The following is a 14784-nucleotide window of genomic DNA, read 5'->3' on the forward strand; positions in this document are numbered from 1 at the left end:
TTTGCTTATACTAACTAGTTAGTCCACTTTTATTATAATTCCCAATTATACTTATGTCAATATATATTAATTTTGTAATAATATATTATAAAATTAGGTAAAAATTATATAGGTCTTCTATATGGAAAATAAACTTATACGCAGAAATTTTTTACAATAATGAAGCCCATTTAAATATTTTTCATTTGGACCTATCAAAATATTTAACTGGGCTGAAGGTTGTAAAAATATTCGGAGTATAAGTTTATTTTTTGCTTGATAACCCTATATTTCTTTCACATTTCTATTTTATATTTTTTAATCTTGCTGTACAAAGTATTTCTCCTAATTCCCAATGCTGCTGCCGAATGAGTTATATTTCCCTTAAACTTTTTCAACACCTTTACTAAATGTTCCCTTTCCACGTAATCCAATTTTAAGCAATCTTCATTAATATTTACAAGTACATCATTATTACAACTTTCTTCTGAAAAATAACCTGCAGGTACAGATTCAGTATTTATAATTAACTCCACTACATTTTCCAATTCCCTTATGTTTCCAGGCCAACTGTAGTTAATCATTTTTTGTAAATATTCTCCTGGTATAATTGGTTGTTTCTTATTTAATTTTTGTGATATATTCTCGACAAAATATTGAATAAGAAGCGGTATATCCTTTTTTCTTTCTCTAAGTGATGGTAAATATAAAGGCAGTACATTTAATCTATAATATAAGTCTTTTCTAAACCTTCCACGCTCCACTTCTTTTTTTAAATCTCTGTTCGTGACAGCTACAATCCTAACATCCACAGGTATAGATTTTGAGCTCCCAATTTTCGTTATTACGCCTTCCTGTACAACTCTTAGAAGCTTTGTCTGCATATCAAGAGGCATTTCTCCAATTTCATCCAGCATTATAGTTCCGCCATCTGCCAACTCAAATTTTCCAAGGTTTCCACCCTTTTTAGCACCTGTAAAAGCTCCTTCTTCATATCCAAAAAGTTCTGACTCTATAAGTTGTTTAGGAATAGCACCGCAATTTAAAGCTATAAACGGTCCATCTACTCTACTACTGTAATTATGAATAGATTGTGCAAATACCTCTTTTCCTGTACCGCTTTCTCCCATTATAAGTATAGTTGATTTACTATCTGAAATCTTTTTAGCATACTCTATTATTCTCATAAAGCTTTCATCTTGGCCAATTATTTTATCAAAAGTATAGTAAGCCTGACCATCATTTCTTTTTTTTACTATTTTGATTTCTTCAAAAACATATACTATCTCAATGTTATCATCTTCACAGTTATATATAGAACTGGTAGTTAGTTGATATCTAGTTTTATTTCTCACAGCCACTATGTTTGTTTCTTTTGAAGTACCTTGTCCTAAATATATGGACGTCTTTATATCATTCCAGTTTTCTATAATATCTTCCATTTTATCTGCTTCTAACGTATTACCTCTTATACCAAACATATCTTGTGCTTTTTTATTGCAAATTTTTATTTTTCCATTTACATCGGAAGTTATTATAGCAACGGGGCTTGAATTAAATATATTTTTTATATGCTTGTAATTCATATTTTGAATCTTATTGCATTCCTTTACTTTAAGCATTTCTTCTATGGCATTTGACGCTGCTATAACCATTCCAAGGGTATGAGAATGTACAAATTCAGCATACCCAGTAAGATTCAATACACCTATAAGTCTTCCTTTACTATCTTTTATAGGTGCTGCAGAACACGTCCATTTGTGGTATGCTCTAATAAAATGATCATCTCTAGAAATTTGAACTGGCATTTTAGTGCTTATAACCATACTCATAGAGTTAGTTCCAATGTTTTCTTCATTCATAAAAGCCCCTGGTACCATTTTTAAAGAAAAAGCTTTCGAAAGTATTTTTTCATCTCCCAAGGCATTTAATATACACCCTTCTCCATCTGTAAGTAAAACAAAAAAATTAAATCCCTTTACAAAATTAATTAGCTGCTCCATATAAGGTGCCGCGGTCAATATTAAATTTCTGTTAGCTGCAAATCTTTTCTGTAATTCATTATCATATAAAATTTTTTTACTAAAAACTTGGTGTGAATCAATACCGAACTTTTTACATCTTTCATGCGAAAGTTCTACATCCGTTTTATATAAAACTTCATTATCTAATTTAGAAGTAACTGTATTCACTATAATCCCCCCCATTATAATAACAATTTCCAATTCCACTTCCCATTACTAAAGGAAAGCTCATTTATACACCCATAGGGTTGATTTATTTTAAATATGTCCTGCATAGATATTGATAAAATATTCTTTAGTATGACTCTATTAACTCCTGCATGGGAAATTATAATTATATTACCACTAGTGCTATTTATAATAGATTCAAAAGCAGGGATAACTCTTTTCTCAAGATTTTTAAAACTTTCTCCCCCTGTTGGTACAAAACCTCCTATATCTTCTCCTCTATTTTTAAACTGCTCTGGTAAAGAACTCTTAATAAAACTAAAAGTTTTTCCTTCCCATTCTCCCATATTTATTTCCATTAACTCATTTACTATAATTTTTTCTATATTTCTATCTTCTAAAATTATATGTGCTGTTTCAACACATCTTTTTAGAGGACTTAAATATACTTTCTCTATGTTTATTTTTTCAAAAAACTTTTTAGCTTTAGTACTTGTAAAGTACCTTCTTCATTTAAAGGTATATCTGTTATTCCTATGTAACGTTTCTCATTGCCTACATTTATTTTACCATGTCTTATTAAATATATTTTTCTACTCATAACTAAAATCTTTCCCCAATACACTCTTTATCTTTTTTTCAATTTTTCTGGCTTCCCCAAACCTTTTTCTCACTTTGTTTAATGCTTCAGGATTATTTGAAAATTTTGAAGAATATTCAGAAAATCTTTTTTCTAATCCTACTAATTCATCTTCCTGAACAACTTTATCTGCCAAGTACAGTAGTTCTCCTTCTGTAATATTATCTTCTTCATTTACCTCTATATCCATGTGAGTTGCTATTATTTTAGCTATATTCGGGTAACCCAAGTCACTTAATATTTTTGCCCCTTCTTTAGCATGATTTTTTTCTTTTCTAGCCAAATCATGCAAAAGTCCTGCAGCTAACATTGTATTCTTATTGAAATTATATTCTTTACTATTTAACTTATTTAAAACATTTAGAGCTATTTCTGATACCTTATTACTATGTCTCCTTATATTACAAGGTACACCATATAAGTCTAAAATGCAATAACATTCTTCCAAATTAGGTGCTTTTAAATAGAAATATTCTAATAACTTTTTATAGTCTTCTTTAATATCCATATCCATCAATATTCCCTGATCTGGAACCGAAACTCTTATAGAATCATTGTCAAACTTTTGAAGTATTCTCTTCAGTCCCCCTTCACCATCACTTTTCATTATTTCTGATCTATATTTACAATCTATAAAGGGTGGATGCCCTGATTTTTCATTAAACTTGGGATATATAATACCCTTACCACATTCCATATATTTATCTTTTAACATATTTACAGTATGTGTTTTTATGAGAGGTATATCTACAGGATTCATAAAAAAGCCTTTTACATCCTCTTGTAATACTTCCATACCCTTTACTATGGAAGAAAACATACCTTTTGAATAATCTTCATTTTTTACCCACTTAACTCCTAAGTCTTTAATTACATCTATTACTTCATTTTGTCTGTGGCCTACTATTACTACAATATCATCAATTTTTGAAGCCTTAAATGTATTTATTAGCATTTCCACTGCAGTACATTCTCCAAATTTCAAAAGTGGTTTAAAGTCTCCCATCCTTGAAGAATATCCTGCTGAAATGATAATGGCCCCTAATTTATCTTTTTCCATTAAAAGTCTCCCTTTTTACTTTTATTAGTTCTGCCACAACACTTATTGCTATTTCTTCAGGAGTTTGTGCATATATAGAAACACCTATAGGACTATGTACCCTTCTCAAATCTTCCTCTGTATATCCTTCATCCAAAAGACTCTCATAAACGAACTTTCTTTTGCTCTTGCTTCCTATCATCCCTATATACTTTGCATTAGTCTTAAGCATCTGCCCTAATACTTCCTTGTCATAAGCATGGCCTCTTGTAACTATTACTATATAACTATTACTATCTACTTTTATATATTTAAGAATATTTTCAAAAGAAGGAATTGCTTTTACTTCTTCTACATCTTTAAACCTTTCCCTATTTGCAAATTCCTGTCTATCATCTATAATAACAATGTCAAAATCTAGACTTTTAGCTACTTCTGCAATTTTTTGTGCTACATGTCCCGCACCTATTACATATATGGTTTGAGTATTTAAAACAGGTTCTATTAAATAATGTTCCTCTTCTATATCAGTATACTGCATAGTAACATTTTTAAAATTTTCTCTTATTTTTCTAATTATGTGCTGAACTTTCTCATCCTCTTTTCCATAAAATGATGCCTCACTGCAAATCCATTTATCCGTACCCTTTATGCTTTTTCTTTCTTCAGGTATTCTAGTTATAATAGCAAAATTATCACCTTTTCTCTTCAGCTTCTGCACATTTTTATACATTTCCACCATGTCACTGTCTTTATAATCTACATACTCCAGAAGCAATTTAAGATCTCCACCACATGCAGCACCTAAAGCCTCTGCACCTTCATTTGTAAGTGAACAATTTTTAATTATATAAGCCCCATTTTCAAATATCCTTGAAGATAATTTTATGGCCAATGCCTCAAATATGCCTCCACCTATAGTTCCTATAATAGAAAAATCCCTTTTTATAATCATCTTGGTGCCTTCTTCTCTAGGTGCAGATCCAGATTTTTCTAGAATAGTGGCCAAAACAAAATCTTCTTTTTTATCTAGAAGATTATTTATCACCTCATATATATCTTCCACATTTATCCCCTCCATCTATAATCATGTATTTTTCTCTTTACCATACTATTTTTTATTTCTGTATTTTTTTTCATATAACCTAATACAATTTCCAAAGTTCCATCAATTAATGCTTCCCTTACTGATGGAATTTTTTCTACACTATCTTTAATATGTCCTTTTAATTTGTAAAAATCCTCTTTCTCTTTTACAGCAATATCTATATACAGAATATTTTTCTTTTCAATATAAACATTATAATTTATTACCTCTTCAAAAGACAAGATTATTTCATCCAAATCTCTCATAGATAGGAATTTATTTTTACCTATTACAATTTTATTTTCCATCCTTCCATGAACTCTTTCCATAGTCTTTAAAAAAGTACCACAAGCACACAAATCTGCTTTAAAACACCCTATATCACCTGTTTTATATCTTATTAAAGGCATTCCTTCTCTTGTAAGAGTTGTAAATACTATCTCACCATACTCTCCATCTTTTACTATTTTGCCTGTAAGTGGATTTATTACTTCAAAATACAGATCATTTTCTCTCATATGGTAGCCACTTAAAGCCTCGCATTCTACTCCTCCTCCATACCCCATTTCCGTCATGCCATAGTGTGTAAAAACTTTACAGTTAAATTTATGTGTAATTTCTCTTATTAATGTTTCTGGCACATAATCAGCACTTAGAAGAATTTTTTTTATACTGGCTTTAAATGTTTCAGATTCCACTCTGGAAAAATACAGTACCTGCAGTGGAATCCCAACTATACAATCTATACCTTTTTCCTTTATAAATTCTGCAGTATCCTTAGGATTTACAAGTACACCTTGAACATAACATGTTATATCTATATCCTTTAGCGCTTTTTTTAGTAAGTCTCCTATACTGCCATGACTATTTCCTGGTAAAAGCACCAATACTCTGTCATTTTTATTTACAATACACTGCATGCCATATTTAAAAAATTCTACAGTAAGATCTAAGTCCTTTTCCGTAAAATATATTCTTTTTTCTTCTCCACTTGTTCCCGAAGTTCTTAACGTTACTATCCTCGCAATATCTCTTTGAGGTACGCATAAAAAATTATTTGAGTTTTCTTTTATATGTTCTGGCAATGTAAAAGGAATTTTTTCAAAATATTTAAGGGATTTTATATCATTTTCCTCAATATTTTTTAAATATTCCTTATAAAACTTACTATATTTTTTTCCATAATCTATAACTTTTCTTATTTTATTTAACTGATAATTTTCTAAAGCTTCTCTATTTTTTTCCTTTATCCCCGTTTTATCCACTATCCATGCTTCAAGTGGTGTCAGCTTCATTTTGCCCTCTCCCCCTTTAACTCCACAATTTCTGTAAATCCACATTTCAAGCGTCTTGAAATGCCATGGTAGATATACTAAAAGAATAGCTATTTATCCGATGACTACCTGCTCTAATACTCCCTCTTCTCCAAGTTGGAGTAAAGAGCAGCTACGTCCCTGGATAACGATTTTTCCTAAAGGATAACGCCTTCTAAGTGCTGAAGCACTAAGAATCCTGTTAATAAGCATCAGGTGGAGTCAAAACTCCATCTGATACCAAGAACTCTGTTTATATTGTACAATATTTTATCTCAACTGTTAATTTTACTAATCATCCCTATTTCCAAATTCATATCCATACTTACATATTATCTGCTGGATCTTCTCATAACTTTTCAATAAAACATTTCCGCACTTTACAGGATAATTTATATTACCATTTTCATCAGTTATTTTTTAAATTTCTATTATATCTCTGCACTCTGTGCTTTCAAATTCTTCTTTAAACCAATCTATATATTCACTTAACATAAGTTGAAAATTTTCCCATAATATTCTCCACGTTCACCTTTTCCTGGATAAAGTTCTATAACAGCTATACCTCCAGTTAAAATTCCGCAAACCTTTTCATAAGATCCTAATCCCCAATAAAGGCCATTTAAGGCCTTTACTAAATCTGTGTTTTCTTTATCCTCCTTCTCTGCTATTATCACTTATCTTCCAGTCCCTTTTCTACTTCCTTCATTTTTCCTAATGCAAGCTTCTCATCTATAATTACCATTTTACATTGAGGACACTGCATGAGTTCAACTTCAAAATTTCCTCCAAGATATAGAACCTTTACCTGTCTAAGTTCTAATTCCTTATTACATTTATCACAAATCCATGGAGTTTTCTCTTCTTTATCAATATTCATAGCTATTCCTCCACTACTTCCATCCTATGGCTGTAAACATCCTTAACAAAAACCTCATTTTCATTTTTTTCATATTCTACCCAATAGGTAACACTGCCAATCCTAAGTCTGCATAAATAATGAGAATTTTCAGGATTAAAAAACCTCTCTTTATTTTTTTGTGCATTATCTACCGCTTTTTCTATATCTTCAAGCAAAATCAATCTTTCTTCCATTTGATTTTGCACATTGTCCGGTATATTTAATTTAAATCCATAATCCTTCTTAAAGTCATTTATTTTCTCATTCCATATTTCTTTTAAAAGTTTCTTTTTAACAAGTACTCTATTTTCATGCCGCTTTGAAAGACTTGGAACTTTTCTCAGTCCGGCTTCCTCTAAATTGCTGCTATAGATTAAGTCCAAGATATGAAATGTTTTTTTACCTTCATCTATAAATAGATCCTTACACATTGCACAGTAAACTAAATAATCCAGGTTACTTTCACCTATCCTATCTTTTGCAAATTCCCTAGACTGCTCTCTATTTGCAAAGTATACTAAGCCTCCATAGCCACAGCACTTAGTTTTTTCTTTTGAAAATTTGAGTTCTTTTATTTCATATCCTAATTTGTCTGCTATACTTCTTATACTTTCGTGAATTTCTTTATTATGCCTTGTTGAACATGCATCTTGTACAGCTAACACTTTCTTTTTCTCTGTTTTATTATTTTCTCTAATGCCATACTTATCCATAACTTCCCACAGAGAAATGAGTTTAATGTCCGGCATATATTTTTTAAAGTTTCTATAGCAACTTGAGCAGGCTAAAATAAAAGTTGGCTTTCCTGCTTTTTCCCATTTATCTTTCATATCCTCCACATTCTTCTTCACTAAATCCTGTCTTCCAGCCCAATCTGCTGGTGCACCACAGCAGCCTAGCATTATTCCAACTCCATCTTTAATATTTTCCATAAGATATTTATATATTTCAGGTATATATTCAGGAGAAGAAGCAGGCAGCTGACATCCAGGATAAAACATATACTTCACCTTTTCATATCCCGGCTGATTTTTTACCATAGAAAAATGTTTACTATTACTAAATTCCATATCTCTAAGTCCAAAATCATGAGCTGACACAGGCATTTTTTCTCTTTCTACCATGCTTTCACGAGTCTCTTGTATTACATCTTTCATATCCAAATTGGAAGGACAAACTTCACCACAAAGTCCGCAAAGAGTACATGAATTAATCATTTCGTTTGCATAGTGATCTCCTAGTACGATGTTTTCATTGTGATTTATCTGTCTTATATATTTTCTAGGTTCAGTATTATACCTTCTTAAATGTGGACAATTTCTAGCACATTGTGAACATTCACATTTCAAACATCTTTGTGCTTCTTCTATTGCCTCCTTTTCATTATACACTGAAGAGGTCCTTTTAATAGGTTCTACAGCTTCTATATCATCCAATTGAAGTTTTAAGGGAGTATCATAAGAGCCTTCATTTTCTCTAGCTGCTGTAAGAGAAGTTTTTTGAAGATATCTGTCAATGGATGTAGCTGCCCTTCTTCCAGAACTTATGGAAAGTATAACTGAATCGTTTTTGTTTACAACTCTTCCCCCTACAAACAAAGAACTATCCTCCACCTGGAAAGTTTGTGGATTTACTTTTAAATCTTTTTTCCAAGTTCCTGTCCCCATGTAAACTGCATCATAGGTATTGAGTATATCCTCCAATTTTTTTTCATCTACAAATTCATTGAACTTAATTGTTATATCATCTTTATTCATTATTTCTAATTCTTCTTCTATTGTTTTCTTTGAAAGCTGCTCCCCCTGGAAGTTCCACAATCTGCCGCCTATTTTATCACTTTTTTCGTAGACAGTAACTTGATATCCTTTTCTATCCAAGTCGAAAGCAGCAACAATACCACTTATGCCTGCACCTATTACTGCAACCTTTTTCCCATTTTTGGGTATAGAAATAGACCTTTTGGGGGAAGAAAAACCTAACTCTATTGCTGCCCTCTCAAGCTCATGTATATTTATGCCTCCGCCTAATTTATTTCTAGGACATACACCCTGGCAAGGCTCATCACATATACTTCCTATTATTCTTGCAAAAGGAATCTTCTTAGACATAATTTTATAAGCTTTTTTAAAGTCTCCCTTTTGTATTTCTTCAATAAAAGCTTTCACATCCATGTGTAAAGGACATGCTGCTATACAGGCTGAAGGTCTGTCTCCAATACATAACTCTCTTCTATTCAGTAGTTTATTTAAATCCATAGAACTTCTCACCTTCCTTTATAGATTATTAGCTCTAGAACTAAACTTATAAAATTATTTTCTTTTGCTTAAAATTTTCGCAATATTCATTTCTTCATATATATTTTAAATCATCTAATAATGAAATGATACTGGATAAGTTTAGTCTCAATGTTAATTATCTATAACAAAAAGGAATCAGAAACTTTAAAAGAACACTTCAATATAAAATGTAGAAATTATTTGCTTCTGATTCCTTTATCCGATCGCTACCATTGCTAACACCCCATCGCACACAGCGAAAGCGACTATCACCAAATCAAAGATTTGGGATATCTGCTTTTCTATCAAAGTGGGTGATAAGCACTGCTACGCACCTGGATAAGTTCTTCCCCTAAAGGATAACGTATTCTAAGTGCTAAAGACACTAAGAATACTGTTAATAAGGTTCAGCTGGAGAAAGTCATCTTTATAAGCAAACTCCATCTGAACCTAAGAATCACTTGATAGAGATATGCCTAATATATGTTATCTCTTATTTCTTAAGTGCTGCTAAAACCTTCTCAGGTAAAGCTGGTAATTTAGTAATACGGGCTCCACAGGCATTATATATTGCATTAATTATTGCAGCATGTGGTGCTGAAAGCGGCATTTCTCCCGATCCTGCTGCTCCATAAGGGCCATTTGGTCGTGGTGTTTCCTGATGAATAAGTGTTATATTGTCTGGAACATCTTTTATTTGAGGTATTCCACAAGCTGTAAGTGTAACATGTTTCTTTAAATCTTCAAAATCTTCACTTAAAGCGAGTCCTATACCTTGAACTAATCCACCATAAAGCTGTCCTTCAATTACTATTTTATTTACTATAGTACCGCAATCTGAAACCATAGTAAGATTTTCAACTTTAGTCTTTCCTGTATTGACGTCGACTTCTACTTCTGCCATAAGTACACCATACATATATACAGGGAATGGATTTCCTTGACCTGTCTCTACATCACAAGCAGTACATGGTGCAGTCCACTCTCCATCATATTTTACTGGAAGACCTTGAGACACCATCTCATCATAAGTTCTATAAGTCCCATCTTCTTTTTTCAAAGCATTTACTAAGTTTTCACAGGCAACTCTTGTAGCATTACCGGTTAAAACATTAGAACGACTTCCACCTGCAGGACCACTATCTGGCGTAAATTTCATATCATTCATAACAAGTTTGATTTGTTCAGGTTTTATTCCTAAAGGTTTTAAAGTTTCATGAGCAATTGTGAGTGTTCCCATATCGGCACCTTGGCCGTGATCTTCCCAGGAGTTTGCTACAGTAACACCTTCTGGAGTAATTTCAGCCCAAGCTCTTGATGTATCTGGACCGTCTAGGCCACATCCATATATGAGAAGTGAAACTCCCACACCATATTTTTTATCTCCAGAACTAGCATTATTTTTATCCTTAGCTCTCTTTTTTGCTTCATTATAGAATGGCCTTAATTTATCTATTGCCTGAGGCAGACAAATTACATCTGGAGGACATCCATTTGGAGTTGTATCTCCTTCTCTATAAACATTCTTATATCTAAATTCTAGAGGATCCATTCCAACCTTCTCAGCTAACTCATCAACTGCTACTTCTGATGCAAAGAGGGATTGAGGTGAACCATATCCTCTAAATGCAGAACCCCAAGCATGATTTGTAGCTACGGTACGACCTGCACCTCTTATATTCGGGACATTATATCCAGCACCTATAAATTGAGTTCCTCTCATTGTTAAAAGGTCTCCAAATTCAGAATATGGACCGTGATCTACACTCCAATCTGATTCCAGTGCCTTTATCTTTCCATCTTTATCTGCACCATATTTAACATGCATGAAGAATGGAGATCTCTTTCCTGTATAAGTTATTTGTTGATACATATTGAATTCCAGGTATACAGGTCTTTTGGTTACCATAGCAGCTACTCCAAGAAGACCTTCCATTGTTGGACTAAATTTATAACCAAATGTACCTCCTGTAGGATTTTGAACTATTTTAAGTTTTTCAAGTGGTATTCCTATTCCATCTGCAACCATTGCTGCATGTATGTGTATTCCAACGCTCTTTGAATGTACCATTAAATCTCCATCTTCATCAAAATATGCGAATCCAACATCTGGTTCAAGTGGTAAATGTGGTTGTCTTCCAACATAAAAATCATCTTCAACAACATAAGGAAGCGAATCCATTAAAGGTTTTGTATCTCCACCTTTTTTAGTACCACATTCAAAGTAAATATTAGGAGTTCCTGGATGAATTTCTATAGCATCTTCTGCCATAGCAGCTGGTGCACTCATATAAGCTGGTAACTCTTCTAACTCTACTTTAACTTTTTCCACCGCTGCTTCAGCTATAGCTGGATTCTCTGCCAAAACCATAGCTAAAGCATCTCCAAATTGGAAAACCTTCTTATCATTTAATATAGGTCTTTCCAGTCCATCACCTTTATTGGATGGGAAAGCCAAACCGTTTATTCTATTACTACCTGGTACATCTTTATATGTTATTACTTTATATACCCCAGGCATTTTTTCTGCTTCTGAAGTATCTATAGATATTATATTGGCATGGGATACCGTTGCCTGAACTAATTTAATGTGCAATGTTCCTGGTGGAAGTTCTAATCCAAGATCTGCTCCGAATTCCCATGATCCTGTTACTTTTGCAAGGGCAGATGGACGTACTACACTCGAACCAAGCAAAGTTCCATCTTTAGGAAGTTTAGCCCATATGTCTTCCTTTCTTATTTCTCCCCTCATAAGTTTTGCTGCTTCCATTACAGAATCAACTATTGGTTTGTATCCCGTACATCTACATACATTTCTATGTTTTTGGAACCAATCTCTTACTTCTTCCCTAGTTGGATTTGTGTTTTCATCTAAAAGTGCCTTTGCAGAAACTATAAATCCAGGTGTACAGAATCCACACTGTGCAGCACCATGAACCATCCATGCTAGCTGCAGTGGATGAAGATGCTCATTAGTGCCGACCCCTTCTATAGTTATAATGTTTGCTTCATCAGGAACTCTTTTAAATTTAGTTATACAAGCTCTTACAACTTTTCCATCTAAGATTATAGAGCAGGCACCACATTCTCCTTTTCTACATCCAACTTTTGTTCCAACCAGATGTAATTGTTTTCTCAAAACATCTGCTAAAAATGCCTCAGGATCTGCTATAACAGTCCTTTTAACTCCATTAATAATTAAGCTCTTTTTTAACATATTGTACCTCCTTGATTTTATATTATTGGAAGAAATACTAATTTCACTATTATTATGAGCAATAATTAATATCAATATTCAAAATGTTGGACTCGCCTACGTTTTCTTTAAACCTTCTTTTTGAAATATAATTAGAGGGTTACCAACAACATATCTGTAGGTAACCCTCTCTCTTTCTTTTTTGAATAAAAATATTACATTTGTATATTATACTTTTTTATCTTGCTGTATAAAGTATTTCTCCTTATACCAAGTGCTTCTGCCGAATGAGTTATATTCCCCTTGAACTTCTTCAATACTTTAATTACATGTTCTTTTTCAATATAATCTAACTTTAAACAATCATCGCTAATATCCACAAGTACCTCATTATCACAGTTTTCTTCTGTAAAATAACCTGCTGGTATAGATCCTGTATTTACAATTAGCTCAACCAAATTTTCCAATTCTCTTATATTTCCAGGCCAATTATAGTTGGCCATTTTCTTAAAGTATTCTTCTGATATAACTGGCTCTTTTTTATTTAACTTTTGTGCTATATTCTTAACAAAATATCGAATAAGAAGAGGTATATCTTTTTTTCTTTCTCTAAGTGGAGGCAAATATAAAGGCAGAACATTTAATCTGTAATATAAATCTTTTCTAAATCTTCCACATTCCACTTCCTTTTTTAAATCTCTGTTTGTAACAGCTATAATTCTTACATCTACAGGTATAGACTTTGAACTTCCAATTCTCATTATCACGCCTTCCTGTACAACTCTTAGAAGCTTTGTCTGCATATCAAGAGGCATTTCTCCAATTTCATCCAACATTATAGTTCCACCATCTGCCAATTCAAATTTCCCAAGGTTACCACCCTTTTTGGCACCTGTAAAAGCTCCTTCTTCGTACCCAAAAAGCTCTGATTCTATAAGCTGTTTAGGAATAGCCCCACAATTTAAAGCTATGAAAGGTCCATCTACTCTTCTACTATAATTATGAATGGATTGTGCAAACACTTCTTTTCCCGTACCACTTTCTCCCATTATAAGTATAGTTGATTTACTATCTGAAATCTTTTTTGCATAATTTATTACTTTTGTAAAGTTTTCATCCTGACCTATTATTTTACCAAAGGTATAGTAAGCCTGGCCATTATTCTTTTTGTTTACCTTTTTAGCTTTTTCAAAAACATAAACTATCTCAATATTATTATCATCATCACAATTGTATATTGAACTAGTAGTTACTTGATACCCAATCTTATTTCTTAGTGAAACCATAATTGTTTCTTTTGAAGTACTTTCTCCTAAATATATAGATGCTTTTATATTATTCCAGTTTTCTATAATATCCTCCATATTGTTTGTCTCTAACTTATTTCCCCTTATGCCAAACATATCTTGTGCTTTTTTATTGCAAATTTTTATCTTACCATTTATATCCGAGGTTATTATAGCAACAGGACTTGAATTAAATATATTTTTTATATGCTTGTAATTCATATTTTGAATTTTATTGTACTCTTCTACTTTAAGCATTTCTTCTATAGCATTTGACGCTGCTATAACCATGCCAAGTGTATGAGAATGTACAAATTCAATGTACCCAGTAAGATTCAATACACCTATAAGTCTTCCTTTACTATCTTTTATAGGTGCCGCAGAACATGTCCACTTATGATATGCATTAATAAAATGATCATCTCCAGAAATCTGAACTGGCAATTTACTTTTTATAACTACGCTCATAGCATTTGTTCCAATATTTTCTTCATTCATAAAAGCTCCCGGTACCATTTTCAAAGAAAAGGCTTCCTCGAGTATTTTTTCATCACCTAACGCATTTAATATACATCCTTCTCCATCTGTAAGTAACACAAAAAAATTAAATCCCTTTACGAAATTAATTAGCTGCTCCATATAAGGTGCTGCAGTCAATATTAAATTTCTGTTAGCTGCAAATCTTTTCTGTAATTCAGCATCATGTATTATTTTTTTACTAAAGACCTGGTGTGAATCAATACTTAACTTTTTACATCTTCTATGTGAAAGTTCTATATTAGGCTTGGATACAACTGCATTGTCCAATTTACAAATAGCTGCATTCATAATAATCCCCCCGTCATAATAACAATTTTCAATTCAACCTTGCATTA

At 32.4% G+C, this 14784-nt stretch carries 9 protein-coding genes and 1 pseudogene; all 10 read right to left on the minus strand.

The window, feature by feature from the left end:
- Positions 1-275 precede the first annotated feature (275 nt).
- Entirely contained in the window at positions 276-2186 is a 1911-nt protein-coding gene (locus tag WY13_RS14750) for a sigma-54-dependent Fis family transcriptional regulator (protein WP_063556510.1), read from the minus strand.
- Positions 2186-2772, minus strand: a pseudogene (cobC, locus tag WY13_RS14755) (alpha-ribazole phosphatase). Before cobC ends, WY13_RS14750 begins: the two are co-directional and overlap by 1 nt.
- Positions 2765-3871: a DVU_1551 family NTP transferase gene (locus tag WY13_RS14760; protein ID WP_063556375.1), complete on the minus strand. Its 1107-nt coding sequence runs from the start codon at positions 3869-3871 to the stop codon at positions 2765-2767. The pseudogene cobC and the gene WY13_RS14760 overlap by 8 nt, the downstream one beginning before the upstream one ends.
- Positions 3858-4916, minus strand: coding sequence for an XdhC family aldehyde oxidoreductase maturation factor (locus WY13_RS14765; protein ID WP_063556376.1), 1059 nt, complete (start codon positions 4914-4916; stop codon positions 3858-3860). Before WY13_RS14765 ends, WY13_RS14760 begins: the two co-directional genes overlap by 14 nt.
- Positions 4917-4918: 2 nt before the next feature.
- Positions 4919-6232, minus strand: coding sequence for a DVU_1553 family AMP-dependent CoA ligase (locus WY13_RS14770; protein WP_063556377.1), 1314 nt, complete (start codon positions 6230-6232; stop codon positions 4919-4921).
- 506 nt (positions 6233-6738) lie between these two features.
- Positions 6739-6927 (minus strand): C-GCAxxG-C-C family protein, encoded by a 189-nt coding sequence (locus WY13_RS21905; protein WP_242866519.1) that lies wholly within the window; start codon positions 6925-6927, stop codon positions 6739-6741.
- On the minus strand, positions 6924-7130 hold the full coding sequence (locus tag WY13_RS14780) for a DVU_1557 family redox protein (protein WP_063556378.1): 207 nt from the start codon (positions 7128-7130) through the stop codon (positions 6924-6926). Before WY13_RS14780 ends, WY13_RS21905 begins: the two co-directional genes overlap by 4 nt.
- Before the next feature lie 2 nt (positions 7131-7132).
- On the minus strand, positions 7133-9406 hold the full coding sequence (locus tag WY13_RS14785; protein ID WP_063556379.1) for a pyridine nucleotide-disulfide oxidoreductase/dicluster-binding protein: 2274 nt from the start codon (positions 9404-9406) through the stop codon (positions 7133-7135).
- A 514-nt stretch (positions 9407-9920) separates the two neighbouring features.
- Positions 9921-12644 (minus strand): molybdopterin-dependent aldehyde oxidoreductase, encoded by a 2724-nt coding sequence (locus tag WY13_RS14790; protein WP_063556380.1) that lies wholly within the window; start codon positions 12642-12644, stop codon positions 9921-9923.
- 194 nt (positions 12645-12838) lie between these two features.
- Complete coding sequence (locus WY13_RS14795; RefSeq protein WP_063556381.1) at positions 12839-14737, minus strand: sigma-54-dependent Fis family transcriptional regulator; 1899 nt, start codon at positions 14735-14737, stop codon at positions 12839-12841.
- Positions 14738-14784 lie beyond the last annotated feature (47 nt).

This window comes from Clostridium ljungdahlii (assembly GCF_001636845.1).
GTDB lineage: Bacteria > Bacillota > Clostridia > Clostridiales > Clostridiaceae > Clostridium_B > Clostridium_B ljungdahlii_A.